Annotated in this window: 31 protein-coding genes; 18 read left to right on the top strand and 13 right to left on the bottom strand. The window is 35.0% G+C overall.

Annotated elements, in window-relative coordinates; translation table 11 throughout:
* Positions 1-81: 81 nt before the first annotated feature.
* Positions 82-1,089 carry a rod-share determining protein MreBH gene (gene mreBH / locus BMY57_RS08555; protein WP_091773601.1) on the bottom strand — a complete coding sequence of 336 codons (1,008 nt, stop codon included), beginning with the start codon at positions 1,087-1,089 and terminating at the stop codon, positions 82-84.
* Positions 1,090-1,221: 132 nt separating this feature from the next.
* Positions 1,222-1,353, bottom strand: coding sequence for a YflJ family protein (locus BMY57_RS08550; RefSeq protein ID WP_091773600.1), 132 nt, complete (start codon positions 1,351-1,353; stop codon positions 1,222-1,224).
* 165 nt (positions 1,354-1,518) lie between these two features.
* Here BMY57_RS08550 and BMY57_RS08545 point away from each other — a divergent pair, with 165 nt between their 5' ends.
* Positions 1,519-2,244, top strand: a complete 726-nt coding sequence (locus tag BMY57_RS08545) for a YkgJ family cysteine cluster protein (protein WP_091773599.1) — start codon at positions 1,519-1,521, stop codon at positions 2,242-2,244.
* Positions 2,245-2,294: 50 nt separating this feature from the next.
* Here the strand turns inward: BMY57_RS08545 and BMY57_RS08540 are convergent, their stop codons facing one another.
* Entirely contained in the window at positions 2,295-3,119 is an 825-nt protein-coding gene (locus BMY57_RS08540) for an HAD family hydrolase (RefSeq protein ID WP_177176359.1), read from the bottom strand.
* A gap of 142 nt (positions 3,120-3,261) precedes the next feature.
* Between BMY57_RS08540 and BMY57_RS08535 the strand changes: the two genes are divergently transcribed.
* Complete coding sequence (locus tag BMY57_RS08535; protein ID WP_091773597.1) at positions 3,262-3,984, top strand: lysophospholipid acyltransferase family protein; 723 nt, start codon at positions 3,262-3,264, stop codon at positions 3,982-3,984.
* Positions 3,985-3,993: 9 nt separating this feature from the next.
* A complete protein-coding gene (locus BMY57_RS08530) occupies positions 3,994-4,659 on the top strand; it encodes an SOS response-associated peptidase (protein WP_091773596.1) in 666 nt (221 codons plus the stop codon).
* 38 nt (positions 4,660-4,697) lie between these two features.
* Here the strand turns inward: BMY57_RS08530 and BMY57_RS08525 are convergent, their stop codons facing one another.
* Positions 4,698-5,153 carry a hypothetical protein gene (locus BMY57_RS08525; RefSeq protein WP_091773595.1) on the bottom strand — a complete coding sequence of 152 codons (456 nt, stop codon included), beginning with the start codon at positions 5,151-5,153 and terminating at the stop codon, positions 4,698-4,700.
* A 13-nt stretch (positions 5,154-5,166) separates the two neighbouring features.
* Entirely contained in the window at positions 5,167-6,156 is a 990-nt protein-coding gene (locus BMY57_RS08520) for a DUF3231 family protein (RefSeq protein ID WP_091773594.1), read from the bottom strand.
* Between the two features lie 190 nt (positions 6,157-6,346).
* On the opposite strand from BMY57_RS08520, the gene BMY57_RS08515 reads away from it, so the two are divergent.
* The 3 genes from BMY57_RS08515 to BMY57_RS08505 are packed head-to-tail and all read left to right on the top strand — an operon-like array spanning position 6,347 to position 7,949.
* Positions 6,347-6,817 (top strand): low molecular weight protein-tyrosine-phosphatase, encoded by a 471-nt coding sequence (locus BMY57_RS08515; protein ID WP_091773593.1) that lies wholly within the window; start codon positions 6,347-6,349, stop codon positions 6,815-6,817.
* A gap of 17 nt (positions 6,818-6,834) precedes the next feature.
* Positions 6,835-7,107, top strand: a complete 273-nt coding sequence (locus BMY57_RS08510; protein WP_091773592.1) for a hypothetical protein — start codon at positions 6,835-6,837, stop codon at positions 7,105-7,107.
* A 14-nt stretch (positions 7,108-7,121) separates the two neighbouring features.
* Positions 7,122-7,949 carry a YihY/virulence factor BrkB family protein gene (locus BMY57_RS08505; RefSeq protein ID WP_091773591.1) on the top strand — a complete coding sequence of 276 codons (828 nt, stop codon included), beginning with the start codon at positions 7,122-7,124 and terminating at the stop codon, positions 7,947-7,949.
* 16 nt (positions 7,950-7,965) lie between these two features.
* Here BMY57_RS08505 and BMY57_RS08500 read toward each other — a convergent pair whose 3' ends face one another.
* Positions 7,966-9,141 carry an MFS transporter gene (locus tag BMY57_RS08500; RefSeq protein ID WP_091773590.1) on the bottom strand — a complete coding sequence of 392 codons (1,176 nt, stop codon included), beginning with the start codon at positions 9,139-9,141 and terminating at the stop codon, positions 7,966-7,968.
* Between the two features lie 97 nt (positions 9,142-9,238).
* Here BMY57_RS08500 and BMY57_RS08495 point away from each other — a divergent pair, with 97 nt between their 5' ends.
* The 4 genes from BMY57_RS08495 (at position 9,239) to BMY57_RS08480 (ending at position 13,065) form a co-directional block, all read left to right on the top strand.
* Entirely contained in the window at positions 9,239-9,625 is a 387-nt protein-coding gene (locus BMY57_RS08495; protein WP_091773589.1) for an OsmC family protein, read from the top strand.
* A gap of 108 nt (positions 9,626-9,733) precedes the next feature.
* A complete protein-coding gene (locus tag BMY57_RS08490; RefSeq protein ID WP_091773588.1) occupies positions 9,734-11,047 on the top strand; it encodes a Na+/H+ antiporter family protein in 1,314 nt (437 codons plus the stop codon).
* Positions 11,048-11,285: 238 nt separating this feature from the next.
* Positions 11,286-12,068: a delta-lactam-biosynthetic de-N-acetylase gene (gene pdaA, locus BMY57_RS08485; protein WP_091773587.1), complete on the top strand. Its 783-nt coding sequence runs from the start codon at positions 11,286-11,288 to the stop codon at positions 12,066-12,068.
* Positions 12,069-12,195: 127 nt separating this feature from the next.
* Complete coding sequence (locus tag BMY57_RS08480; protein WP_091773586.1) at positions 12,196-13,065, top strand: DNA-3-methyladenine glycosylase family protein; 870 nt, start codon at positions 12,196-12,198, stop codon at positions 13,063-13,065.
* Between the two features lie 161 nt (positions 13,066-13,226).
* On the opposite strand, the gene BMY57_RS08475 is transcribed toward BMY57_RS08480, so the two are convergent.
* From BMY57_RS08475 to BMY57_RS08465, 3 genes are read right to left on the bottom strand one after another with little or no spacing between them, the layout of a single operon-like run.
* Entirely contained in the window at positions 13,227-14,441 is a 1,215-nt protein-coding gene (locus BMY57_RS08475) for a hypothetical protein (RefSeq protein ID WP_091773585.1), read from the bottom strand.
* Between the two features lies 1 nt (position 14,442).
* On the bottom strand, positions 14,443-14,934 hold the full coding sequence (locus tag BMY57_RS08470) for a PulJ/GspJ family protein (RefSeq protein ID WP_091773584.1): 492 nt from the start codon (positions 14,932-14,934) through the stop codon (positions 14,443-14,445).
* On the bottom strand, positions 14,931-15,356 hold the full coding sequence (locus tag BMY57_RS08465) for a type IV pilus modification PilV family protein (RefSeq protein ID WP_177176358.1): 426 nt from the start codon (positions 15,354-15,356) through the stop codon (positions 14,931-14,933). The genes BMY57_RS08470 and BMY57_RS08465 overlap by 4 nt, the downstream gene beginning before the upstream one ends.
* Positions 15,357-15,469: 113 nt before the next feature.
* Between BMY57_RS08465 and BMY57_RS08460 the strand changes: the two genes are divergently transcribed.
* From BMY57_RS08460 to BMY57_RS08430, 7 genes are read left to right on the top strand one after another with little or no spacing between them, the layout of a single operon-like run.
* The gene (locus BMY57_RS08460; RefSeq protein ID WP_091773582.1) at positions 15,470-17,128 is read left to right on the top strand and encodes a GspE/PulE family protein; all 1,659 of its coding nucleotides are present in this window, start codon (positions 15,470-15,472) and stop codon (positions 17,126-17,128) included.
* 15 nt (positions 17,129-17,143) lie between these two features.
* On the top strand, positions 17,144-18,349 hold the full coding sequence (locus BMY57_RS08455) for a type II secretion system F family protein (RefSeq protein ID WP_091773581.1): 1,206 nt from the start codon (positions 17,144-17,146) through the stop codon (positions 18,347-18,349).
* 24 nt (positions 18,350-18,373) lie between these two features.
* Positions 18,374-18,802: a prepilin-type N-terminal cleavage/methylation domain-containing protein gene (locus BMY57_RS08450; protein ID WP_091773580.1), complete on the top strand. Its 429-nt coding sequence runs from the start codon at positions 18,374-18,376 to the stop codon at positions 18,800-18,802.
* A 20-nt stretch (positions 18,803-18,822) separates the two neighbouring features.
* Positions 18,823-19,578, top strand: a complete 756-nt coding sequence (locus BMY57_RS08445) for a prepilin peptidase (RefSeq protein ID WP_091773579.1) — start codon at positions 18,823-18,825, stop codon at positions 19,576-19,578.
* A gap of 12 nt (positions 19,579-19,590) precedes the next feature.
* Positions 19,591-20,553, top strand: coding sequence for a type IV pilus biogenesis protein PilM (gene pilM, locus BMY57_RS08440; RefSeq protein WP_091773578.1), 963 nt, complete (start codon positions 19,591-19,593; stop codon positions 20,551-20,553).
* Positions 20,554-21,093 (top strand): PilN domain-containing protein, encoded by a 540-nt coding sequence (locus tag BMY57_RS08435; RefSeq protein ID WP_091773577.1) that lies wholly within the window; start codon positions 20,554-20,556, stop codon positions 21,091-21,093.
* Entirely contained in the window at positions 21,090-21,623 is a 534-nt protein-coding gene (locus tag BMY57_RS08430) for a type 4a pilus biogenesis protein PilO (RefSeq protein ID WP_091773576.1), read from the top strand. The genes BMY57_RS08435 and BMY57_RS08430 overlap by 4 nt, the downstream gene beginning before the upstream one ends.
* A 421-nt stretch (positions 21,624-22,044) precedes the next feature.
* Here the strand turns inward: BMY57_RS08430 and BMY57_RS08420 are convergent, their stop codons facing one another.
* From BMY57_RS08420 to BMY57_RS08410, 3 genes are read right to left on the bottom strand one after another with little or no spacing between them, the layout of a single operon-like run.
* The gene (locus tag BMY57_RS08420) at positions 22,045-22,818 is read right to left on the bottom strand and encodes an ABC transporter permease (protein WP_091773574.1); all 774 of its coding nucleotides are present in this window, start codon (positions 22,816-22,818) and stop codon (positions 22,045-22,047) included.
* Positions 22,818-23,726: an ABC transporter ATP-binding protein gene (locus BMY57_RS08415; RefSeq protein ID WP_091773573.1), complete on the bottom strand. Its 909-nt coding sequence runs from the start codon at positions 23,724-23,726 to the stop codon at positions 22,818-22,820. The genes BMY57_RS08420 and BMY57_RS08415 overlap by 1 nt, the downstream gene beginning before the upstream one ends.
* A gap of 2 nt (positions 23,727-23,728) precedes the next feature.
* Positions 23,729-23,923 (bottom strand): PLD nuclease N-terminal domain-containing protein, encoded by a 195-nt coding sequence (locus BMY57_RS08410; RefSeq protein WP_091773572.1) that lies wholly within the window; start codon positions 23,921-23,923, stop codon positions 23,729-23,731.
* Between the two features lie 259 nt (positions 23,924-24,182).
* On the opposite strand from BMY57_RS08410, the gene BMY57_RS08405 reads away from it, so the two are divergent.
* Positions 24,183-24,413, top strand: coding sequence for a hypothetical protein (locus tag BMY57_RS08405; RefSeq protein ID WP_091773571.1), 231 nt, complete (start codon positions 24,183-24,185; stop codon positions 24,411-24,413).
* A 113-nt stretch (positions 24,414-24,526) separates the two neighbouring features.
* On the opposite strand, the gene BMY57_RS08400 is transcribed toward BMY57_RS08405, so the two are convergent.
* Entirely contained in the window at positions 24,527-24,946 is a 420-nt protein-coding gene (locus tag BMY57_RS08400) for a helix-turn-helix transcriptional regulator (protein ID WP_091773570.1), read from the bottom strand.
* Positions 24,947-24,950 lie beyond the last annotated feature (4 nt).

Raw genomic sequence — 24,950 nt, 5'->3', positions numbered from 1 at the left:
TTCTTATCATTTTTCTTCAAAAAAAGGGACTGTATCAATTTAGTCAATTTTCATGACCTATTGAACAGTCCCTTACTTATATTACTTAGCAGCTTTTTGAAGTTTGTGGATTAAGTGTAGTGATTTACCTGTACCGATTGCTACACACTCAAGTGGATTTTCCGCAACGTGAACAGGAACATCAATTTCAGTTGATAACCATTCTTTCATTCCACTTAATAGTGCACCACCGCCAGTAAGCATAATACCGTGGTCTACGATATCACCACTTAATTCTGGTGGACAGCTTTCTAGTGTAGAACGAACGGCTTCAAGAATCGATTCTAATGGTTCTTTAAGAGCTTCTTGAATTTCTTTTGAGTTAAGCGTAATGGTTTTTGGTAAACCAGTCACTAAATCTCGGCCGCGGATTTCCATCTCTTCTAATTGATGATCGATTAAAGCATAACCGATTTCCATCTTAATATTTTCAGCCGTACGTTCACCAATTAAAACGTTATAGTGTTTACGAACGTGTTGAATAATAGCTAAATCCATGTGGTCTCCACCTGTACGGATGGAGTTAGCAGACACAACACCACCAAATGATATAATAGCAACTTCACTTGTGCCGCCCCCAATATCAACAACAACGTTTGAGATAGGCTCGTCCACTGGCAGACCAGCTCCAACTGCTGCAGCAACTGGTTCTTCAATGATGTGCACTTGTTTAGCACCATATTCTTTAATTGCATTGTCAATAGCACGACGCTCAACTGATGTCGAACCTGTTGGTGCGCAAACAATGACGTTAGGTTTACGCATAGACATTCCTAGGCGTTTACTGACTTTCTTAAGCATGACATTCAACATTTGTGATGTCACTTCATAATCAGCAATTACTCCGTCTTTTAAAGGACGAATGGATGTAATATTAGCTGGTGTTTTACCAATCATTTCTTTTGCCTCGTTACCAACAGCAAGTACTTTACGAGTAGTCGTATCAATAGCTACTACTGAAGGCTCGTTATACACGATTCCTTTATTTTTACTATATATTAAAAGGTTTGCGGTACCTAAATCAATTCCAATTTCTGCGTTCGAAAACATTAAGATGCCTCCATCTCTAAAAGTCTAGTCATTTACCTGTAGATTTAATTTTAACATGGAAACTTGTCGAATGGCGTTAAGAATATTTGACAAAAAAATTACAGAGGAATGAATCCTCTGTAATAATTATGGTTAATTTTTCTTGGATTCTAATAAATTAGCAAGGATAGAAGCTTTATAAGATTCGATTTTACGCCCCTCATAATAGCTTACACCAATTTTTTTCAATTCGCTTACGAACCAACCTTTTGTACCGATATACATCTATAACACCTCTTTCTTCAAAAGTTCCACTAAACAATCATGCAGGTGTCATTGTAACATCTATGTAAAGCAGTGAGAAGCATAAAAATGCTTGTAAGTTTTTACATATAAATGACATACGGACTTGTATGTTAATATAAAAAGGAATTAGAAAGGTTGTTAAGCATGGAGAATCGTTCATTAGAAGAAGTTAAAAAGCGCCTAGATCAATTGGCAACGTTTGAATTAAATGAAGATAGTTTTTATGAAGTTGCAGAGGACAATCTGGATCAGGAAGGTACTCCTCTTGAAAAAATGGTATCCGTCTATCAACGTCTTCAACAAGAAGTGTCTCAAAAAATGAATGAAATGGATGGACATATGGGGATGTCGCCTAATTGTCAATTAGGGTGTGCTTTTTGCTGTTACTTTCCGATTATCGTTTCACGGTTAGAAGCGAAAATGATCATAGCATCTATTGAGGCAATGCCGGAGCATAGACGAGAAGACATCAAACAACATCTTATAGATTATTACCAACAATACGAAGGCTTGATTCAAGAAGCTACGTCCCTTAATTTTGAGGAAAAGGACATTAAATATGACTATATAAAAAAGCAGCTGCCATGTCCGTTATTGAATCTTGAAACAAATGCGTGTATGGCTTATGAAGCACGTCCCTTACCTTGTCGAACATATGTGAACTACATGGATCCTGACATTTGTGCTAAAAATTATGTGCCTGAGGAAGCAGTCAGTTTCGAATTTTTATATGAGGATTACATGGGTGCTTTAAATGCTGCAGCACAGGTCATGTTTGAGGAAGAAGATCCAAACTTTTTAGACTATCCTTCAGATGTATATCAATATCATTATTTACCAGTATTTTTAAAAGAATGGATTGAAAAATAAAAGGGCTGTCCAAACGTCAGGAATCATGACTATTTGGATCAGCCTTTTTGTTATTGAGCTAAAGTATCTGTCAATACATAATGATCGTTTTCAACTGGTTTTTCCTTAGCATCTGTCAGCCAAACAGCTTTCATTCCAAGTTGAAGAGCAGGAGCGATTTCATTCATGAAATTGTCTCCAACCGAAACAACTTGTTCAGGTTTCACGTTGTATTTGTTAATCACATAATCAAAGTGCTTTTTAGTATGAACGGGTTTCATTGCGGAAGGAATTAACTCATCAAAATGCTCATCAATTTCTAAAAATTTGAGTAGACGTTTCGCATCTAATTCATCACTATTCGTACAGACAACCAAATGTTTATCTTTCTTTAATTCTTTTAAGTATTCTTTTAAACCTGACGTTTGTTGTAAATAACCATCCAATTCTGCCATTTGCTCTTTAGTTCGATTATAAGATGCTTGAATGGTATCAATCTGAATTCCAAAGTGTCGAGCAATCGCATAAGGGGGCCACCAGCCGTCACCAATAGGAACCCAATTTTTAAAGTCGAATTCATGAGCGGCAATTTTATTAGGCGCATCCGTTACTTCAACTATCTCATCATCCCAATTGCGTGCTTCCGTCAATTCTTCTGTAAATGGATCCCATGTCCAAACGATGTCTCTTTTACCATCATAAATTTTGCCGATTTGTACAGGGTGTTCACCGCTTAAAATTTGATCATATATAGCTTTGAATTCTTCTTTTTGGTCGTTGTTAAGTTTAGATTTTAGGTTGTCTACATGAAGATTAAAATGCTCGGTGCCTTCATATAATGTACCATCTAGGTCAAAAATTAAAACGCTCGCTTGATCAAAAAAGTTCTTATACATGCTCAAGCTCCCTTCTTTTTCTCTTTGGAAATATTTTAACATATTTGAATATAAGTTAAGACAACTTTCGCAATTAACCTACTCTTTTCGTCGTTTATTATGTAAAATATGTAAAGAATATACTAAAGGGAGAGACTACTTCATGCGAACAATATGGAGTTTAATTTATGGGGTTATGTATGTATTATATACAATCCCTTTCTTGAAACGAAATCAATCACTCAAACGAAATGATTACTCAAGGGAAGAATATAATCGAATCATACATAAAGTACCTAAACAATTTGCACGACAATTTTTTAAGCAATCTGGATCAAAGATGATGATCCAAGGGGAGGAAAACATCCCTAAATCCCCGTATTTAATAGTAGGTAATCATCAATCTTATTATGATATCTTTGCTTACTTAGGTTATTTTAAGGAACCATTTGGTTTTATCTCTAAAGTTGAAGTAAGCAAAATACCTGTGGTAAAACCATGGATGGAAGTAATGGACTGCTTATTTTTAGATCGAAAAAATCGCCGTCAGTCGGTTAAAACCTTTAAAAAAGGTATAGAATTATTAAAGGACGGTCATCCACTTGTTATATATCCGGAAGGGACTCGTTCGATGGGAAGGGAGATGCTGCCATTTAAGAGTGGGAGCTTTTCTCTAGCTAAAAAAGCTAATGTTCCGATCCTTCCTGTCATGGTCGATGGAACGTATGATATTTTGGAAGCAAATAAAAATCGTGTTAAAAAAGCAACGGTTCATATGACAATCTGTGATCCTATATCAGTAGAACAAGTGGAGAATATGACTTTAGAAGAATTAGCCAATGAAACACAAAATCGAATTCAAAATGCTTTAAATCAAGCAGAATAGGGTGATGATATGTGTGGACGCTTCACATTTGTGGCAAATCCAGAAGAAGTAATGGAAGAGTATCAATTAGAACTTCCCTTTGATTTTCCAGTTCGTTATAATATTGCGCCAACCCAAGATATTTTAACCATTATCAATGATGGTGAACGAAATCGTGCAGGCAACATGAGATGGGGATTAATCCCATTTTGGGCGAAAGATAAAACGATAGGAAATAAAATGATTAATGCTAGAGTAGAGACGGCCGATGAGAAGCCTAGCTTTAAAAGGCTAATGGAACGAAGGAGATGCTTAATTCTAGCCGATAGCTTTTATGAATGGAAGAAGGATGGAATAGGCAAGCGGCCCATGCGTATAAAAGTCACTGATCGCCAAATATTTACTTTTGCGGGTTTATGGGATCGTTGGAAACAAGGTGAAGAAGAATTAGTGACGTGTACCATCCTAACAAAAGAAGCGAATGATTTTATGAGCGATATTCATCATCGAATGCCTGTGATTTTACCTAAATCACATGAGCAAGATTGGTTAGAGTTTAATTTGAAAAATGCGACTGATATGAAAAACTTTGCTTTAAGTTTACCAGAAGAAGAGTTAGAAGCTTATGAAGTGAGCCAATATGTGAATAATCCTAGAAATGACGACGAACATTGCATTAAAGCACTGACAGAATAAGAAGAGGGTTTCCTATGTATCAATGGGGAACCCTCTTTTTATTGATAAAATAATATTAGTTTACGAATAAATAGTCCAATGCAAATACCCGGGATGAGAAAAATGATGGGTGTCCATACTGGACCTAATATATATCCTAAGATCTCTGCCCGATAAGAATACATTAAGCCAACGGTTACAAAAAATGCTGAAAATACGAAAGGTAAAAATTCATAAGGTGGATTTTTACCATCAGCATGTTTATATGCATCCCATATGCCAAAAAAATATATACATGGATAGAACATCAGCCACTGATAATCAACTACATGAATAGCTTTGTCAATCTCACCAATGAAACTATAAAGAATCGCCTGGTTAAATTTGCTATAAACATTAATTACAACTTCTAAAATTATTAATGCAATTCCTTTGATAAGTTGATGATTCAGTAGTTGCCCAAATCCGGGAAAAGCGATGCTCCAAAATAACACTTCAAGTTTTTTATTCCTCATGTTCCCGCCTCTTTTAATCCGTAATTAGTTGTTTTCGATCTGGTGCTTGTGGAGGCTCTTCAAGCCAACCGTGTTCAATCATGATGTCAGCTCCGTCTTTGGCATAACCGGCAATTTCTGCTGCTAAACGCTGGTAACTTAAAATCAAATCATTTCTTAAGCTGGCTGTTGATGCTGTAGAATAATTTCCTTGACCGGCTGCAGTTAGAACAGATAAAAAGTGCATCATTAATTTGTCGGAAAACACTCGATTTTTTGAGTTGGTTACATAACTATTTGAACCAATGGGAGCGTCAATATAGGATTCTTTAATGGTTTTTTGAAAGATTCTAATATGTTTTTGAGAAATTTTTAAGCCTCGATTCATGAACTTTTTCACGGTGTCATTGTTAGTAGTCTGTGCAAATGCCATTGTAATCATTTCACCCACCGTGTTCGTTTTAATGTTTTCAAATAAATGAGTTATTTCAACCATATTTAACGGACGGTTGCTAAAAGAACTCATATATTTTTTCTTTTCTACATATTCAATATCTGGTTGTACCTTGATGCTAGGTGCTCGAACGAGTAAACCTTTACTTAAAGCTAAATCAGTACATTTATTAAAAAGCCTTAAGGAATCCTCAGTTGTTTCTGTAAAAAACTGACGTATATCTTTTCTCGTACTGACTATTAGAGTAGAACCATGTGCTATGACTCCAGCTTTTAATGTATGCTCTAAAAATTGAATCATAAAAGGGTCAAGGAATAATTTTTCAGCTTTTAAGTTAACATCTTGATCATTAAAACCATGGGGAATAGGAATGTCTTCGTGTTCAAAAACTGACTTTATTTCATTATTAATTCGCTCTGATAATATTAGCGAGTCCTGAATAAGTTCTTTTATTTTATTGTCTTCCACCGTTTCTATAAAATATTTAAGAATTTGGATATAAAGCGAGTTTTGAATATACTGTGTCCACATCGTTCCTATTTCATTACTGGTTAGGTAGATCTTTCCCATAATTGTAACTTCCTTTCAATACAGTAACTGTTAACGTTATTTTTACCTTAGTTATGTAATTTATTAGAGAAATTGTGGATTAGGGATTTTTTTCAAATTTAACTTCTTTTATTCTTTACCATTTTTGTTTATGATATTGGTTAAAGGGAAAAAGATTTTATAGTTATATTTTTTTATGAAGGTGATGCACTTGATTAAGGTACTATTTGTTTGCTTAGGGAATATTTGCCGATCGCCAATGGCTGAAGCAGTATTCTTGAATTTAGTTAGTCAAAAGGGTTTAGATGAACAGATTGTAGTGGATTCGGCAGGTGTATCTAATTACCATATTGGAGATCCTCCCCACAAAGGCACGATTAAAAAACTTAAAGAAAATAATATCAGTGCAGCTGGTTTAACCGCTAGACAAGTCGAAGGGACGGATTTTGAACATTTTGATTATATTATTGCAATGGACGATGATAATATAAATGCTTTAAATGAGTTAAACATAGAGGGGACACAAGCTACGATTAAGAAGTTGTTAGATTATGTTCCGGATCATAAAACTAAAAATGTACCAGACCCTTATTTTACGGGAAATTTTGATGAGACTTATGAGCTTGTAACGGAGGCTTGTAAAAACTTACTGGACGATATAAGGATTAATCATGATATTTAGAACAGAGGAGGTTTAACATGAAACTTAAATCATGGCAAGCAAGTGTCATAGTCGGGGCTTTAGTTGGTCTAGGGGTATCCATGTTTGACAGAGAAGAACGGGAAAATTTTAAAAGAGGTTCTAAAAAAACCTACCAGCAAATAAAACATATTTATAGCCACCCGTCTGATTCTGTAAGACAACTAAGGTTGAAGCTGAATCAAGTGAGTCAAGGTACTGATAAATTGTTAGAACAAATTAACCAAGTGGAACGAATCATTGATAAGGTCGATCAAAGTCAGAAGAAATAGTAGGTGAATAAATTGTGATTTTCACAATCCAATTTTGGAAAGAGCTTTACGAACATTTTGTAGAAGATGATGTCGTCGGAATGTCAGCTCAGTTAGCATATTTTTTTCTTTTGTCTTTATTTCCTTTTCTTATTTTTTTATTAACGCTGATTGGATTTATGCCAATCAATCCAGATAGTGTATTTAACATCATTCACCGCTATATCCCTGGAGAATCGATGGAGTTAATTCTTCAAAATGTGAATCAACTAATGGAAGAAAGAAATAGCGGCCTTTTATCTTTTGGTATTATATTAACGATTTGGTCAGCATCCAATGGTATAAATGCTTTAATGCGAGTGTTTAACCATGCTTATGAAACGGATGAAAGACGTTCGTTCATTGTTCGCAGACTTATTTCCATTGCTTTAACGGTTGCGATGATTTTGGTGATTACCGTAGCGTTAGCATTACCCGTATTCGGTAAAGTTGCAGGGAACTATATTTTTGCCCTTTTAGGCTACACAGACAATTTTATTGTTTTTTGGGAAACCTTTCGTTGGATCTTATCGTTTTTCATTATCATTTTTATCTTAACGATTCTGTATATTCTGGGTCCAAATCAAAGAATTACTTTAAGACACGCCTTGCCTGGTGCCATCATTGCAACAATCGGCTGGCAGCTAACTTCTTTAGGTTTTGCTTATTATGTTGAAAACTTAGGGAATTTCTCTTACACGTATGGCAGTTTGGGAAGTATTATTGTATTAATGATTTGGTTTTTCTTATCTGGAATGATGTTGATTATTGGTGGAGAGATTAATGCATTACTAAGTCGACACAAAGCTGAATTATTTAAATAATAAAAGAGGCATGTGCTTATGCGTGCCTCTTTGAATTTACGGGGTCTTTTGAATAAATCAAGATCATAATTAAGACCACCAATAAAAATCCTACAATAACATAAAAAAATGAATAACCAGGGAAATATTCAATGTAAAGTCCACTTAGAGCTGGGCCCGAAATACTACCTAAACTAAAAGCAACACCACATAAGATATTACCGGCAGGAAGTAAGCTTTTAGGTAATAAATCAGTCATATAAGACATGCCAAGTGAAAACAATGATCCGACTAATAAACCTGACAATGCGAATACCGTAAATAAGCCAATAATAGAATGTTCAACCGCGACCGCAATTAGGAAAATCGCTATACCACCTGATAAAACCATTGAAAGTACTTTCTTTCTCCCAATTTTATCACTTAACATCCCTAATGGAATTTGAGAAATAATACTTGCGGCTGCAAAGCAAGGGATGATAAATGAGATCATCGAAACATCATGACCAATTCTCATCGCATATACCGGAAAATTACCGTGTAACGATGCTTCTAAAAATCCGTACGCAAAAGGAGCTAAAAAGGCCACCCAAGCATATTTAATAGTTCCTATAAACCTTCCGATTGATCGTGTTGACGTCACTTGCATTTCATCTTCTTGAATAGGAAATTCGTTACGCACGAAGAACATTAATGTCCAAGCAATTAAACACATCAAAGCACTAATAATAAAAGGCAAACTTGGATTGATTTCGATTAAGGCTGTCATAAGAGGTCCTAGTGTAAACCCTAATGCAAACATTAAACCATAAATGGCAATATTCCGTCCGCGGTGTTTTTCATCCGTCGTCGTTGTAATCCAAGTCTGTGTACCAAAATGAAGGATATTATCCCCTATACCAATCATCATCCTAAGAACGAACCAGAACCATAATGACTCCCAGATTGTAAAGAAAAACAATGATGAAAAAACCAGTGCTCCACCGATTAAAATAAGTGGTTTATAGCCATAGATTCTTAATGGTTTTTCTAAAAATGGGGAAATTAATAAAATCCCAATATATAAGGCAGTCGCATGAATTCCGTTAACGGAAGACGAGATTCCGCTTTGTTCTAAAAGTACTGCAATAACTGGTAACAACATTCCCTGTGATAATCCTGATATTCCGACAATCGTTACTAAAATAGCAAAACGAGTACGTGGGCTGACCATAGAATCTCAACTCCCTTTTGAGCAAAGTCAATGACATTTTAACCTATTTACGTGTTAGAATGAAATCAATACGAATTATTCTTGAGGAGTGACGCAAATGAAATTTCATGTGACACAAGATGAAATTAAAACTGAAACAAATTTTGGTCCTTTAGATATATCGCCAAACGAAGATGAAGGATTTCGTCCATTTCAATTAATGGTTGCGTCTTTAGCTGGTTGCAGCGCATCGGTTTTTAGAAAAATACTTAATAAGCAGAAAGTTGAGTTTGACGAAATGACGATTGACGCTGATGTGGAGCGTACTGGAGATGACGTTAATAAAATAGAAAAAGTAACGTTAACTTTTAAAGTTAAAGGACAAGATTTAAATCGAAGTAAATTAGAAAAAAGCTTGCAGATTGCGAGTAAAAATTGTTCAATGGTTCAATCCGTTATTGGGTCCATTGAAGTCATTGAAACTGTCGAAGTTATAGAAGCATAAACCAATGATCAACCCCATAAATTTTTAAAAAGGGGTTGATTTTTTAAAACAGGTGCTTTATTATGATAAAGTGTTAATGTGGTAACAGGATGAAAGGGAGATTTATATATGGCTTCAGCAGTTATTATATCTGTACTTATTTTAACGATTTTAAGTTTATTAAAAGTGAATGTATTAGTCGCCTTAGTTATCTCAGCTTTTTCAGCAGGGTTAATGGCTGATTTAAGTTTAGCAGAAACAGTTGAGATGTTTGTTAAGAATATGGGCGGAAATGCTAATACAGCATTAAGTTATATCTTACTAGGTGGATTTGCAGCCGCGATTGCATATACCGGTATTACGAAAGGGATTGTACAATTTTTAAGGAAAGCTGTTAAAGGTAAGCGTGGTTTTATGTTGATTGCTATTGCAATTATTGCATCTTTATCACAGAACGCTGTGCCGGTACACATAGCTTTCATTCCCATTTTAATTCCACCATTAATTGCACTGTTTGACAAAATGAAATTAGATCGCCGTGCAGTCGCAACGTCACTTACATTTGGACTAAAAGCCCCCTATGTTATGTTGCCAGTAGGGTTTGGTTTGATTTTCCACGAGACGATTCAAGACAGTATGGCTAATAGTGGGATTGAACTTTCAGTTAGAGAGATTGCGTCATCGATGATTATACCGGGGCTTGGAATGGTGGTCGGTCTGTTCATAGCTATTTTTATGACGTATCGTAAACAAAGAGACTATAGCCAAATTCAACCTGAAGGTCAACCAACTGAATTTGATGACATTGATGATCAACCCTTTAAATTTGAAAAAATACATTTGATGACTTTAATAGCTATCTTAGCAGCATTAGTTGTTCAAATTGTTACTGAAGAAATGGTCTTAGGGGCTTTAACCGGGCTCGTATTAATGTTTGTCTTAGTAGCTGTTCCATTTAAGGAAAGCGAACAAGTGATGTCGAAAGGAATTAGCATGATGGGAATGATCGCATTTATCATGTTAGCGGCATCTGGTTTTGGAGGAGTCCTACAAAAAACGGGTTCAGTAGAAGCGTTAGTTAATGCCTCATCTGGCATGTTAGAAGGTCAAAAAGCTCTAGTTGCTTTTATTTTATTATTAGTTGGATTAGTCGTAACGATGGGGATTGGGACTTCATTTGGTACGATTCCAATCTTGGCCGTATTGTTTGTTCCCATTGCGAGTCAAGCTGGATTCTCGCCTTTAGCAATCGCAGCCTTAATCGGTACTGCAGGAGCATTAGGTGATGCAGGAAGTCCGGCTTCTGATAGTACGTTAGGCCCGACTGCTGGATTAAATGTTGATGGAAAACACAATCACATTTGGGATACTGTTGTTCCGACTTTTATTCATTTTAATATTCCGCTATTTATTTTCGGTTGGATTGCATCTTTAATTTTGTGATCATAAACTTCTATGAAACGCTCATAAAACCGTTTTTTTGATACGTTCGACAAAATTCGCGCCTCATAAGTTGGAGAACACGTATCATAAACTCGAAAAAATGTCTCATAAATCGAATTTATTAAGGAAAAAAGCTTTTGTAACTAGCGCACAAAAGCTTTTTTTATGTTGGTCTACACATAGGTATTTTTTTTATCATCCAACACAAAATAAGAGAAAATATATGGAGGATTAGCATATGAAAAAGGTAATGTTTTTAACAATTTTATGCCTGTTGTGTTCCTTTTCTTACAGTACTTCAGCTACACCATCTGAAGAAACTTATGGCTATGGGTATAAAAAACAATATAATGAACAACCACCTGACCTTGGGTTTTATGCGCCATTAATTGAGAAATATAACGGTATTTACATGGGCGACCCAAATAAGAAAAAAGTTTACTTAACATTCGATAATGGGTATGAGCAAGGCTATACGTCGACTGTGCTGGATGTTTTAAAAGAAAAGCAAGTTCCAGCAACATTCTTCTTAACCGGTCATTATGTGGATGATGAAAAAGAACTGGTTAAGCGAATGGTAAAAGAAGGGCATATTATTGGGAACCATTCTAATAAACATTTAGACTTTACAAAGGCTTCTGAGTCAAAAATTAAACAGGATTTAAAGGCTCTAGATGAAAAAATTAAGTCCTATACGAACCAAGATTCGGTATTATTTTTCCGCCCAGCAGAGGGTCGTTTCAACGAAAAGTCATTAGAAATTACAAATAATCTCGGGTATGTCAATGTCTTCTGGACCGTTGCATTTGTGGACTGGCACAGTGACCGAAAGAATGGTTGGAAACACGCTTTTAATGAAGTGATGGAGCAAATTCACCCGGGTGCTATTATCTTACTACACACGGTCTCCCAAGATAATGCGGATGCTCTAAGTCATTTAATCGATGAATTAAGAAAAAGAGGATATGAATTTGGTTCTATAGAGGATTTACTCTGGGAAAAACACGTCCCACTTCATTAAAACGGCTGATTGAAGCCGTTTTTCTTTTTATTAATTTGTGTCCTACATGAAACTAAATGTTTTGCCATAAAATGAGAAATAGATGTACACTGGTAATTAGTCGAACGAAATGAAGGGGAAGTTGTTTATGTGGAAAGAATATTATCATTCACCGGGTATGTATGATTTTGATTATTCACTAAGACGGTTAAGCATGGATCCATTGGTTAGAACCAATCCTAAAGAACGCTGGGTTGATGTTCCAGTTCGTATTGAAGATGAAAAAGTTGTTGTTCGCGTAAAAGCGGAAGGAACCACTGAAAAGCCAGTGTTTGCCGTGATGTCTGACCATGATGATGATCAGGATGTGATTTTTGAATACATTCGTAATATTTTTCAATGGGATAAAGACTTAAATGATATCCATCAGTTTTTCCAACAAACTGAATTATCTATGTTGTTTCATCAATATCAAGGAACACCTATTGTAAGAGATTTTAATCTTTATGATTCCTTGATGAAAGTCATCATACATCAACAACTCAACATGAAATTTGCTTATACATTGTCAACACGCTTTGTTCAAAAGTTTGGTACAGAAATCGATGGATCATGGTTTTATCCTGAACCTGAAACGGTTGCTAAGTTAGATTACGATGATTTAAGAGAATTACAATTTAGTCAGCGAAAAGCCGAATATGTCATTGATACATCACGTAAAATCGTTGATGGCGAATTGGATTTATATAAATTATCAAAGCTTGAAAATAATGAAGTGTTGAAGGAACTTGGAAGTGTAAGAGGAATTGGACCTTGGACCGTTCAAAATTGGCTCTTGTTTGCTTTAGGTCGTGATGATCTTTTCCCTGCTGCTGATATCGGAATTCAGAACGCACTAAAAAAATGGTGGCAGCTTGATAATAAACCGTCTAAAAATGATGTAGAGAAGAAAGCCGAAGAATGGTCACCTTATCGAAGCTATGCAGCCTTAACACTTTGGAGAAGTATTGAGGATTAAATATATGTGTAACTATTGATTAAGGTTAAAGATACTAGACAATATCAGACTTTTTCTAGACAATATTAAGTTTTATCTAGAAATTAACATTAAATAAGACAAAAAATCGTGGGACGATATCGTAATGATTCGTTTCCACGATTTTTTATGTTTCGTTTTTCTTAATAATTTCCATCTTCTAAATCAACTACAAACTCAGATGATGATTCTAAAGGTGGAGCATCATCACATTCTGGAAATGTAACGTCTACATTAACTCCTGTATGAAAAGCCTCGCCTTCAGGGTTAATTATTGGTTCGCTATCATCTGAAGAGTAGATGATGAGATCTCCAGCCACATACAAATCTCCTCCGAGTTGATTATGAAAGGATTGTACATCTAAATCCGTAAAAATTGTTAAATCTCCATCTACGGTTAAATTAGTACCTTTTAAATTCAACCCATTATATAATATGGCATCATGACCGAATTGGGCGGGATTATGGCTGAATGTAATTTGATTATCTGCAACTACGTAGCCACGAACCGCAAAATGACCACGATAATCAATTTTCTCCTTAAAACGAGTATGTCCACAAACTAACAATTCACTATTTGGATTATTGGTGCTCGTTAATTCTGAATTGATATAAGCATTACCTTTAATCAAGACTTTTGATAAAGTACTGATATCTAATCCATTTAAGACGGCTCTACCATTAACGGTTAATGAACTACTTTTAACATTAACTAGACCTTCAGTATATAAATTACCAACAATAGCATCACAATTAACAGCTAAGGAATCAGATAAATAATAAGAACTGTCTGGTTCTTGAGGGCATTCAGTTCGGTTTTTCTTCCATTTCACTGAATTTTCATAATGGTAATCTGGATCCTCTGGCGGTGGTGGTGGCGTTTCGCTCTCATCTATCCACTCATCAATGGGGATCTCTCTATTTTTAATATTAAACACTAAAGATAATTCTTCTTGAAACTCTGAATCATACCCGATGACATTAACGGAAATCTTAGATCCTTCAGGGGTGGGGGTCACTTCAGCATTTGGACTTAATTCAAAAAAGCGTTCTGGATGTTCTTCATCAACTACAACTGAATCAACATGTAGAATCGTTTCTGAAATCATATGTTGAATTGTATCTTCATTTAATTCAACATCATTTTCTTCTAAATATCGAACAAATTGATGCTGGATATAAGTAGCTCCCATTTCAGCAATATGAGTTGAACGATTACTTTGTTTCATAACGTGGTTTTGTTTAGCGTTTGATAAGATGCTACTCATCATAGCGATTGAGAACAACATGATTAGAACGATCGTCATTAAAACAATAATTAATGCTGCACCTTTTTCTTCACGTTTCCATTGTTCCATATTAATCCCTATCCTTTACCCCGATAATTTGGGAAATAGAAGTTGAAATGGTCACTGGTTTAAAGCGCCTATTTGTTATATCTGTTACTTCTATTAACAGGTCCAGATTTTCAATATTTGATACCTCAAAAGAATCACCATCAGTAAGTTTTGTATTGGAAATCACTTCACCGTCTTCTATGATTCTCTTTCCAATATAAAGGTCGTATTTTTCCACACTTCCTTTAAATGTATAATTCTTTTCTTCAGGTAATTCCACGACATAAGTGGAGGAATCAATTCTTGTTATTGTGTATTTTTTGTAGGTCTGGTGAATGTCTGTAAGATTTGAGATGAAACGGTTTAAATCAGAATTAACCTGTGATTGAATTTCAGACTGCTGATAATGATGAATGGTAGACATGGTGACTGAAAATATAACGGAGCCCACCATAAAAGTTAAGGATAAGGTTGCTAGTAATTCTATTAGAGTCATTCCCCGATTATTTTTCATTCCGACCCCACCTTAATATAATCATAAGTTTCAGCTAATGGTTTTCCTTTTTTATTTTGTATTATGATTTTAGTTAACCAAAGTGACGTTTGAGGCTCATGTTTGAATTGAAGTTGTAAATAAAAGGATGGGTGACTGATAAACTGCCCTTTTTCATTTACAGATGATATACTAGGTGAGTTTTCTTTGTTGAAATGAGTATAATGACCTATATCGAAGTTCGGTTTGTTTATTTGTCGTACGTCTTCAAGTGCTTTGCGAGCTAAATTTGTTGCCACTAAATGATCTTCATTGGTTGTTTGCATATTTGCAGATTGAACAAAGACCGAGAAAAAACCTATTAAAACAATGGATAGAATAACGAGAGCACTTAATAATTCTATTAATGTCATACCCTTTTCTTTATTTAAAATAGTTGACATTTTCAATACACCTCGATTTTTATCTAGTAAAATAGTATAATATTTCATATAATACTAATGTACCATATTAGGATAGATTTTGTAGGTCTTTTTCAGGTGAAAGGGAGATCAACTTGGCCAAAAAAGTGAAGTTGAGGTTGGGGGAAATCCTCACCCAACAAGGCTTGATTTCAAAGGAACAATTAAATAAAGCCTTGGAAACCAAACGCCCAGGTCAAAAACTAGGTGACAAGTTAATTGAATCTGGTGCGATTACTGAAATGCAGCTTATGGAAGTTTTACAACAACAGTTAGGTATACCTCATGTACGTTTACATAATTACAAGATAGACAAAAGCTTATTGAACCTCATTTCCAGAGAATACGCTAGAGAAAACCTAGTCTTACCTCTTAAAAAAGAACATAACAAACTCATTGTCGCCGTTTCAGATCCTCTTGATTATTTTGTTTTTAATGACTTAAGGCTTTCTACGGGTTTTGTTATAGAACCAGCTATTGCAACTAAAGATGAAATTAGACAAAATATCCTGAGACATTATGAAAAAGAAAATTTAGCTGAACAGTTTGAATTAAAGCATGAACCAGACACCTCACGTGACTTATCACTTGAAGAAGAAGCTTCCCCAGTCGTCAAACTCCTTAATCAAGTGATTCAACAAGCAGTCGTTGAAAAAGCGAGTGACATTCACATTGACCCTCAAGAACACCACGTTATAATCCGCCTTAGAATTGATGGGGCATTACAAACAGATCAATCCTTATCAAAAAATATTCAATCTTCACTCATTACTCGAATTAAAATTATGGCAGGTTTAGATATTACAGAACAAAAAATCCCTCAAGACGGCCGAATTAAACGTAAAGTTGAAGGTCGTGATATTGACATGCGTGTCAGTACCTTGCCAACTATATTTGGTGAAAAGGTTGTTATACGCGTACTAGATATCCATTCTGTTTCAAATGATTTAGCTGATTTAGGGTTTGACGAAAAACATTTAAACGACTTTATTTATATGATTGAAAAACCACATGGAATTGTTTTATTAACAGGACCAACCGGATCAGGTAAAACATCAACTATGTACGGAGCTTTAACTCGATTAAATAGAGAAGAATCCAATGTGATTACTATTGAAGACCCAGTCGAATATCAGTTAGATGGTATTAACCAAATACAGGTGAATCCAAAAGTGGGGCTAACGTTTGCTTCAGGCTTGCGTTCTATTTTAAGACAAGACCCTGATATCATCATGGTTGGTGAAATTAGAGATGAGGACACTGCCAATATGGCGGTAAGAGCTTCAATCACAGGCCACTTAGTTTTAAGTACGTTGCATACGAATAATTCGATTGGTGCGATTGATAGACTTATCAATATTGGGGTTGAGAGATTTTTAGTAGGTACATCTCTGAATGGAATTGTGGCTCAACGTTTAGTTCGAACCATTTGTAAGGACTGTATAGTGGAAGAAATTCCGACTAAACGAGAACAAGAAATCTTTGAGAAATACGGGTTTTACATGGAGAAAGTAAAACGCGGAAAAGGATGTCCGACTTGTCATCAAACAGGTTATAAAGGGAGAACAGCCATTCATGAAGTGTTAAATATTGATGACGATATACAATGGGCAATCCTTAACAACCAAACGTCTTTAGAAATTCAGAGCTTAGCCCAAGAAAAAGGATTTACTTATTTATTTGAGGATGGACTCAAAAAAGTCCAAAGAGGGCTCACTACTACTGAAGAAATTTTAAGGGTTGCGGTTGAATAGTGGAGGTTAAAGCTAATGGCTGACTATAAGTATACGGCTTATGACTTTTATGGTCGTGTTAAAAAAGGGCGACTAGAAGCTTATAATCCTGAACAAGCTAAGAAATTGTTAAAAGATGATGGATATAAAGTAGAGGATTTAAAAGAAGTAAAAGCTTCGATATGGACGAAAGAATTCAACTTAAGTAGGCCGGTCAAAAATAGAGACATGGTTGTATTCTTACAACAATTTTCTGCCTTACTAGAAGCAGGTTTAACCGTAGTGGATACGATTAATATTTTAAGAGAACAAACAAAAAATAAAGTATTAAATCGAGCACTTTACTATATAGAGATTGATTTGCGACAAGGGACATCATTGGCTAACTCTATGAGAAAACACCCGAAAGTATTTCCTACCATACTAGCAAATATCATACATAGTGCTGAGGTTAGTGGCTCTCTAGAAGACACTTTGGATGAATTAGCTGAGTATTATCAAAAACATTATAAGACCGTTCAAAAGGTGAAAACGAGTTTAGCCTACCCAATGACTGTCATGTTTGTCGCTGTAATCGTCGTCATATTTCTTTTAATGTATGTGGTTCCGCAATTCGTTTCGATGTTTGAACAGTTTGGAGCTGATTTACCGTTTATTACAAAAATCGTCTTATCGATAAGCGAGTTATTACTTAACTACTGGTTATTACTACTGTTCTGTTTAATAGCTGCCCTTGTGCTCACTGTTTACTTGATGAAACATAATCAAGCTAAGTATTATGTTGATGCGTTATTATTAAAGCTTCCATTCATTGGTCCGTTATTATTGAAATCTAACTTAGCTAGTATGTGTCGTACGTTATATTCATTGTTAAAAAATGCTGTTCCAATTATTGACGCAATAGATTTAACCAAACAGACAGTTAAAAATAAAGTCATACAAGGTGTTTTAGACGAATCAAAGCTTTCATTAAAACAAGGTGGTACTTTTTCAAAACCGTTGAATGATCACTGGGCGTTTCCTTTTTTAGTCACCCAAATGTTATTAGTAGGTGAAAAGACAGGCTCTTTAGAGAAAATGCTTCATCAAGTAGCTAGCTTTTATGAAGATGATGTCAACACTTCTTCTGATCAATTTAAATCGTTACTAGAACCAGTGCTCATCATTATGTTATCTATCATCGTTGGAGCAATCGTATTAGCGATCGTGGTTCCAATGTTTGATCTATATAATCAAATTTAATATGAATAAAGGGGAGAGAGTAAGATGCTTAAACAAGCAAAAAAAATATTAAAAAAAGAAAAGGGTGTTACCCTCGTTGAGCTATTAGCTGTTATTATTATATTAGGGATTATCGCTCTAATTGCAGTACCCGCTATTGCTGGAGTAATAGAAGACTCTAAGTATAATAGTCTTAAATCTTCTGCTATTAATGCGATAGAAGCAGCCGATCTATATAAAGTTACCCAAGATGAACTTCCGGATAGTATCGGTGACTTAGCTGATTACTATGACAGTAAGGGAGTTACTTGGTCTGATGGTACTAGTTTCTCTGAAGTGGATGGAAATATTGTTATTACGGGAACGATTTCTGAAAGTTCTGGTGATGGAAAACAAATAGAGTTAACGAATGCCTCTGTTATGCAGATTAGTGAAGCGTCTGTTAGCGATGAAAATAATAAAATCCCTAATTAAACTAATAGGACTGATTCACATTGTTATTGATCTATCTATACATCACAATATTAGGCCTAATATTAGGTTCATTTTATAACGTTGTTGGTCTTAGAGTACCATTGAAGAAATCAATCGTAAGCCCACCATCTCACTGCCCAGATTGTAAAAAGCAATTAAGGGCTTACGAACTCATTCCTTTCATCTCGTACGTTTTTCAAAAGGGTAAATGTCGACATTGTCATACTAGAATTTCATGGACGTATCCTTTTTTTGAAGTATTAACAGCTGGGCTCTTTATCTTAGCGTTTTTTCATATTGGCTTTCAATTAGAGTTATTGATGGCTTGGATTTTTGTTAGCTTACTGATCATTATTACGATTACAGATGTTCATTATCAACTCATTCCGAATCGAATTCTATTATTCTTTTTAATTTTAATAGTTCCATTAAGACTCATGATCCAAACAGACCCTTGGTATGATGCCTTTTTAGGGGGAATCGTAGGATTCGGTTTATTATTTCTCATTGCATTATTGAGTAAAGGTGGAATGGGTGGAGGAGATATTAAACTGTTTGGTGTGCTCGGATTGGTGCTCGGGTTGCAAGGAACATTAATAACACTATTTCTAGCTACATTATTAGGAGCATTTATTGGTTGTATTCTTATGCTTTTCGGCAAGGTTAAAAAAGGTGTTCCGTTTGCTTTTGGTCCATTTATTGCAGCAGCTGCGATTATTACTTATTTTTATCAAGATGGTTTAATTGAATGGTATATGACAACATTTCTTCTATAAGGGATGAATGATATGAGTCAGAACATAATCAATTTAGAGATCAAAGATTACGTCATAAGATATACAGAAATGAACCCGAAACAACCTACACAGATTATTAGATTCGGAGAACACTTTATACCAGAAGGGGTCGTTGATGGGGGAATCATTGTAGATTCCGAGCTATTTATAAAGGTCTTACATACATGTGTAAAAAAATGGTCTCTTAAACGAAAACGAGTCAGATTGACGATGCCAGATTCATTAGTGATTGTACGTAAGCAGTCTATTCCAGCCTCCGTTGAGAAAGAAGATATCAATCGATATATCTACTTTCAATTAGGTGATACGATCCATTTGCCGTTTCAAAAACCGATTTTTGAAACAGTTTTATTAAAACAAGGTGAGGACCAACATGAGGTCAGCATCATATCTACGTGTGAATCTTTAGTTAATCCTATACTTAAATGTCTAGAAAAGGTGAAAACAAAAGTAGTCGCCGTTGACATTTCACCATTAAACTATTATCGAATTTATTACCATAAAGGTAAAATTGCTGAAGAAGATCATGTTCTGATGATTCAATACCATTCTCAAAATGTGGTGTTTTGTGCCTTTGAAAAACATACCCCTATTTTCTTACAACAATTTCAATTGACTTCGTCTGAAGGTGAAAGAAATAGTTTCGGTCCAACGATGACTCGTGAGGATTTTAATCGAGAAGAAGTGTTAATGGAATATGAAGAGATTCGAATAGAAATTGAACGGGTAGAACGTTTTTATCAATATTCGATGAATGATGGAAGTAAGGCATTCACTAAAACGATTGTCGTTGGGGATCATCCATATTTAAGTGAGATTATAGAACGAATGAAAGAACGTTCGGAGACAGATTTGATGGCGTTTACTGACGATGAGATCAGAGGACCAAAAGGTCTTCAAGTTGAAAGGAAATATCATAATGTGTATGGCTTAGCGATGAAGGATGGAAGTTAAATGTTAGTAGATATTAACCTCTTACCAAAAAAAGAGAAGAAACAAGTAAGTCATTTTACATTTTCTACAACGCTGATAGGAATAACTCTTTTATTAATTGGATTGGGAGTATGGGGTTATTTGGGACAGGCTCAAGAGTTAAATCAGGTCAATCAAGATATTTCTCAAAAGACTAAGATGAATCAAATATTACAATCAGAAGTTGAAGGTAGTAAAGAGGTTAAACAAGCCCAGTTAATACAGGGGATAGCTGAACAATTAACGACTAATACATCCATGATCATAACTGATATTGTAGAAGAGATCCCAAGAGGCGGACGACTAAATGCCTTTAAACTAAATGAACATGAAATTGAGCTTAATGTCACGACTGAAACGAATGAACAGGCGGTTAACTTTTATCAGGTTTTAGAGGGGTTTAATCTGTTTGATGAAGTCGTGATTCATACGATTCATTACAATCAAGATGGCGATCATTTTACCACTAATTATACGATTCATCTCTCTTATACAGAAGAAGAGGAGGGAGATGAATCATGAGGTTAAGTTCTTTACAAAAACGAATGTTGTTAGTTTGGTCTATGGGATTGATGATGGTAGCTGTTTGTTTTTACTTTTTTATCCTCATGCCCATGTTTAATGATCTAAACCGTCAACAAGATAAGCTAAATTTGGAACAGCAAAAGTATGAAACTTTAAAACGTCAAGTAGAAGAACAAACAGAAGAATCTATCCCCGTCGCAACAGTCTTAAAGTCCATACCAAGTTCTATGGAAGAAGATGGTGTCATCCAATTAATTAATAATGCATCTGAAGCTTCTAAAATAGTTGTTCAAAGTTACCAGTACTTGGAGAGGTTAAATACAGAGGTGGATGGTGAAGAATTAAAACAGTTAGCGATGCAAATAAATGGAGATGCTGGATCATTAAAAGCTTTAAATAATTTCACTGAACAACTAGAGTCATCTGAACGATTAGTCAAAATTCACTCACTAGATTTTCAGCAAAACGGAGAAGACGTTAGCTTTCAAATTCAGTTTAACGTGTATGCTAAAGTATTTGGTGAATAAGATGAAGGCTAGGGTAAAAGAATTTATCTTAAAAGAAACCCGAATTATAAATGTCGTTTATAATTCGGGTTTTTGTATGTGAACTTACTTGAAAAAAGCTTCACTTTTCGTGGACACGGATCGAGCCTCCTCAGCAGAAAGACCCTAACTTGAGGGGTCTTGAGACTCGTGCTTCTCCCAGCACTAAAAAAGGAGAGTGAATAATGATGGAAGCGCATCCATACTAGAAATCCTAGTAAAATAATGCCAATTGGAATGATAAATAGACCGAGAATCATTTCAGAGTTAAATCCCATTATGATCCCTCCTCTCCTTTAAAAAACACAATAGTCAGACAATTCATATGATAAATAATATTAGAGGATAAGTAAACTGGAAACAAAAAAACTGGTATGGATTTAAATCCATACCAGTTTATGATTTAATGAAGTACTCTATTTCTCAATGTTACAATAGCGAATTGTAAGCACACGATTGAGAAAACAAATGCCATTAAAGCGGCATACCATAATTCAGATATTAAGACACCTGAAGCGAGATACTCTCCTATATAATCGGAGATCAGTGCTGGACTCCAAGTCAAGATATGACCGTATATATTCGTTAAGACATTAAAAATGATAATCAAAGCTAATGAAATGAACGCAACCAAACCAGGTGATTGAATCCAAGTATTGACCATAATAACGATGGATACGATTAATGCAAAATATAGTGTGAAGAAAAATAAACTCATTAATATTCTAGTGAAATCAATCGTACCAAATAAAATCATGACGTAATACCAAGCCGTACCAATAGCTAAAGCGAGTGAAATAATGATGATTAACATTATCGATAAAAATTTAGCTGAGACATAATTCGTAAATTTAACTGGTTTTGACAGAATCATCTCATAGACACCACTTTTTATTTCTCCTGAAATAGTACTCATCACAATAACAACTGTGAGCAGTACGCCAAGCATCCCAAGTTCACCATAACTCATCATCATGGCTTCTTGCGCATTCGGCATAGGAAGATCAATAATAGATCCCTCTGGAACACCGCCTACTGCGTCCATAATTTTGGGAAGGTAGTAAGTTGTAATAGGGTCCATTACGGCAAATAATATAAATACGATGGGTACCCAAATCCACTTCAGGTTACGCCAATTCTCTAATAATTCTTTTTTAAAAATCACGAACCATTGCATTATTCTTTCACCGCCTTCATAAATAAATCTTCAAGAGACGTTTTAGCGACTTCGAATTTCGTTAACTGCCAATCTTCATTATGAACGACTTCAAGTAATTGTTTCCGTGCTGTTTGTAAATCATGAACGGTTAAAAGAAAATCATCTTGTACACGATGAACTTTAAAGACAGACTCAATTTCTTTTAAACGTTCCTCAATAAATTTTGGTTCATCAGAAAATGCTAGCTTTAACGTAACTGTGTTTTGAACGGATTCTAATTCATGCATACTTCCTTGTTCAATAACATTTCCGTTATTTAAAAGTAGAATCTCATCACTCACTTCTTCTGCATCATTTAATATATGAGTTGAAAACAGGATGGTAGAGTCTTTTTTAAGTTCCCGCATCAAGTTAAGGACTTCACGACGTCCAATTGGATCTAAGGCTGAAGCTGGCTCATCTAAAATGATGAGTTTAGGTGAATGAATGAGAGCTTGAGCAATTCCGAGCCGTTGCTTCATCCCTCCAGAGTATTTTGAGATGCGTAATTTTCTAACCTCTTTCAGATTGACTAATTCTAATAATTCATCTGCTCGTTTCCTAGCCTCACTTTTTGATAAATGAGCTAGTTGGCCTGAATAAACTAAGAATTCTTTACCTGTCATCCAGTCATAAAAGACCGGGAATTGAGGTAGGTATCCAACGTGTTGACGGAAATCTCTTGATAGACTTTCATCATTAAAGGCAATGGTTCCTTCAGTTGGTTTAATAAATCCAGCAAGCATTCTTAGAGTCGTCGTTTTTCCAGAACCATTTGGACCTAATAAAGCGACACAGCGACCGTGTTCCAGTGTAAATGAGACATCTTGAATGACTGAGTTCTCTTTATACTTTTTTGTTAATTGATTAGCGTGTAACAATTCCACACTTATGGCCTCCTTCCAAATATCAAATAAATGATTGGCCCGACGATATTAATCAGAATAATAACGAGTGCCCAAATCCATTTCGGACCATTGGTTTGTTCATTACGTATTAAATCTATTATGGCGATACTTAATAAAATAAGTTGAAGAATGATAATTGGTAAAAGTAGTAGAATTAAATCTCGGTTTATTTCCATTATGACCACCCCCAAGACATTTATACGTTTGATTTACGATTTTTATAGATTAAAAGTTTCATAAATAAAAGGTTCGGACGAGTTCTATTTCCTGAATGCTTGTTGATTAAAGGGTATTTAATACAAAATATGGGAACATATGATACACTTAGGTTAACTAGATTCACGCTATAAACATGGCTGTTTGTTCAACTAACGAGCAGGATCATTGAATAAAGAAGATTGAAAGGAACTTAATCACAAGAAAGAGGGGATAAAGGTGGACTTATTACTCTGGATAACTATTGGTTTCATAATAATTGGATTTGTTGTTCTTGCTTCTATGAAAAAAGGTATGGAAGGCAAACTCGCTTTTATAACAGCAAATATGGAAGACGAGGAAAGCTCAACAAAAGCTAAATCCATAATTTGGTGGATTGTGAGTACTACAATTTTGGGAGTAGTAAGTATGATTCTTATTGTTTGGTGGTTTCATAATCACTTTGGATAACGTTTGGTTTCAAATGTACTTAAACAAACTGGTGGGTTATTTGACAAGTAAATATATAAAGGGATGCCTTATATTGTTAGTCATATACATGACAATCCGAACACCCCTTTTAATTATACACGGTTCATTTCTTGTATGATCGATTTCAATATATTGATAACGGATTTTTGTTTTCGTACAGGGAGTTGGGATAGTTTTGTTAAATCGTGGAGTAAGGTTTTGTTTTTCTTAAGTAGGTCAATAGCTTTAATAATTTCTTGTTGGTCACGTTCGTCCTCAGTATCTAAGGAATAGACTCTTTCAAACTCCTTTAATAGAAAATCATCAGAGAGACTTTTTCCCACTAATTGATCTAATGAGATCGAAAAGAGATTACTAATTTTGATTAATGTATTCAAATCTGGGATAGCTGATTCATTTTCCCATTTCGTAATATTGGATCTGGATACATTTAATTTCTTCGCTAACTGCAATTGTGTCCAATCATTTAGCTCTCGAAAGTAACGTATATTTGTAGCAATTTTACTAGACATATAT

Source organism: Piscibacillus halophilus, assembly GCF_900110685.1.
Taxonomy (GTDB): Bacteria; Bacillota; Bacilli; order Bacillales; family Alkalibacillaceae; genus Piscibacillus; species Piscibacillus halophilus.
This window is presented reverse-complemented; position numbering and strand designations above follow the sequence as displayed.

Excerpts from the sequence above, each read along its gene's own strand:
- mreBH (WP_091773601.1), bottom strand. The coding sequence starts at position 1,089 with ATGTTTTCGAACGCAGAAATTGGAATTGATTTAGGTACCGCAAACCTT.
- BMY57_RS08550 (WP_091773600.1), bottom strand. The coding sequence starts at position 1,353 with ATGTATATCGGTACAAAAGGTTGGTTCGTAAGCGAATTGAAAAAAATT.
- BMY57_RS08545 (WP_091773599.1), top strand. The coding sequence starts at position 1,519 with ATGGAGAATCGTTCATTAGAAGAAGTTAAAAAGCGCCTAGATCAATTG.
- BMY57_RS08540 (WP_177176359.1), bottom strand. The coding sequence starts at position 3,119 with ATGTATAAGAACTTTTTTGATCAAGCGAGCGTTTTAATTTTTGACCTA.
- BMY57_RS08535 (WP_091773597.1), top strand. The coding sequence starts at position 3,262 with ATGCGAACAATATGGAGTTTAATTTATGGGGTTATGTATGTATTATAT.
- BMY57_RS08530 (WP_091773596.1), top strand. The coding sequence starts at position 3,994 with ATGTGTGGACGCTTCACATTTGTGGCAAATCCAGAAGAAGTAATGGAA.
- BMY57_RS08525 (WP_091773595.1), bottom strand. The coding sequence starts at position 5,153 with ATGAGGAATAAAAAACTTGAAGTGTTATTTTGGAGCATCGCTTTTCCC.
- BMY57_RS08520 (WP_091773594.1), bottom strand. The coding sequence starts at position 6,156 with ATGGGAAAGATCTACCTAACCAGTAATGAAATAGGAACGATGTGGACA.
- BMY57_RS08510 (WP_091773592.1), top strand. The coding sequence starts at position 6,835 with ATGAAACTTAAATCATGGCAAGCAAGTGTCATAGTCGGGGCTTTAGTT.
- BMY57_RS08500 (WP_091773590.1), bottom strand. The coding sequence starts at position 9,141 with ATGGTCAGCCCACGTACTCGTTTTGCTATTTTAGTAACGATTGTCGGA.
- BMY57_RS08495 (WP_091773589.1), top strand. The coding sequence starts at position 9,239 with ATGAAATTTCATGTGACACAAGATGAAATTAAAACTGAAACAAATTTT.
- BMY57_RS08490 (WP_091773588.1), top strand. The coding sequence starts at position 9,734 with ATGGCTTCAGCAGTTATTATATCTGTACTTATTTTAACGATTTTAAGT.
- pdaA (WP_091773587.1), top strand. The coding sequence starts at position 11,286 with ATGAAAAAGGTAATGTTTTTAACAATTTTATGCCTGTTGTGTTCCTTT.
- BMY57_RS08480 (WP_091773586.1), top strand. The coding sequence starts at position 12,196 with ATGTGGAAAGAATATTATCATTCACCGGGTATGTATGATTTTGATTAT.
- BMY57_RS08475 (WP_091773585.1), bottom strand. The coding sequence starts at position 14,441 with ATGGAACAATGGAAACGTGAAGAAAAAGGTGCAGCATTAATTATTGTT.
- BMY57_RS08470 (WP_091773584.1), bottom strand. The coding sequence starts at position 14,934 with ATGAAAAATAATCGGGGAATGACTCTAATAGAATTACTAGCAACCTTA.
- BMY57_RS08465 (WP_177176358.1), bottom strand. The coding sequence starts at position 15,356 with ATGTCAACTATTTTAAATAAAGAAAAGGGTATGACATTAATAGAATTA.
- BMY57_RS08455 (WP_091773581.1), top strand. The coding sequence starts at position 17,144 with ATGGCTGACTATAAGTATACGGCTTATGACTTTTATGGTCGTGTTAAA.
- BMY57_RS08450 (WP_091773580.1), top strand. The coding sequence starts at position 18,374 with ATGCTTAAACAAGCAAAAAAAATATTAAAAAAAGAAAAGGGTGTTACC.
- pilM (WP_091773578.1), top strand. The coding sequence starts at position 19,591 with ATGAGTCAGAACATAATCAATTTAGAGATCAAAGATTACGTCATAAGA.
- BMY57_RS08435 (WP_091773577.1), top strand. The coding sequence starts at position 20,554 with ATGTTAGTAGATATTAACCTCTTACCAAAAAAAGAGAAGAAACAAGTA.
- BMY57_RS08430 (WP_091773576.1), top strand. The coding sequence starts at position 21,090 with ATGAGGTTAAGTTCTTTACAAAAACGAATGTTGTTAGTTTGGTCTATG.
- BMY57_RS08420 (WP_091773574.1), bottom strand. The coding sequence starts at position 22,818 with ATGCAATGGTTCGTGATTTTTAAAAAAGAATTATTAGAGAATTGGCGT.
- BMY57_RS08410 (WP_091773572.1), bottom strand. The coding sequence starts at position 23,923 with ATGGAAATAAACCGAGATTTAATTCTACTACTTTTACCAATTATCATT.
- BMY57_RS08400 (WP_091773570.1), bottom strand. The coding sequence starts at position 24,946 with ATGTCTAGTAAAATTGCTACAAATATACGTTACTTTCGAGAGCTAAAT.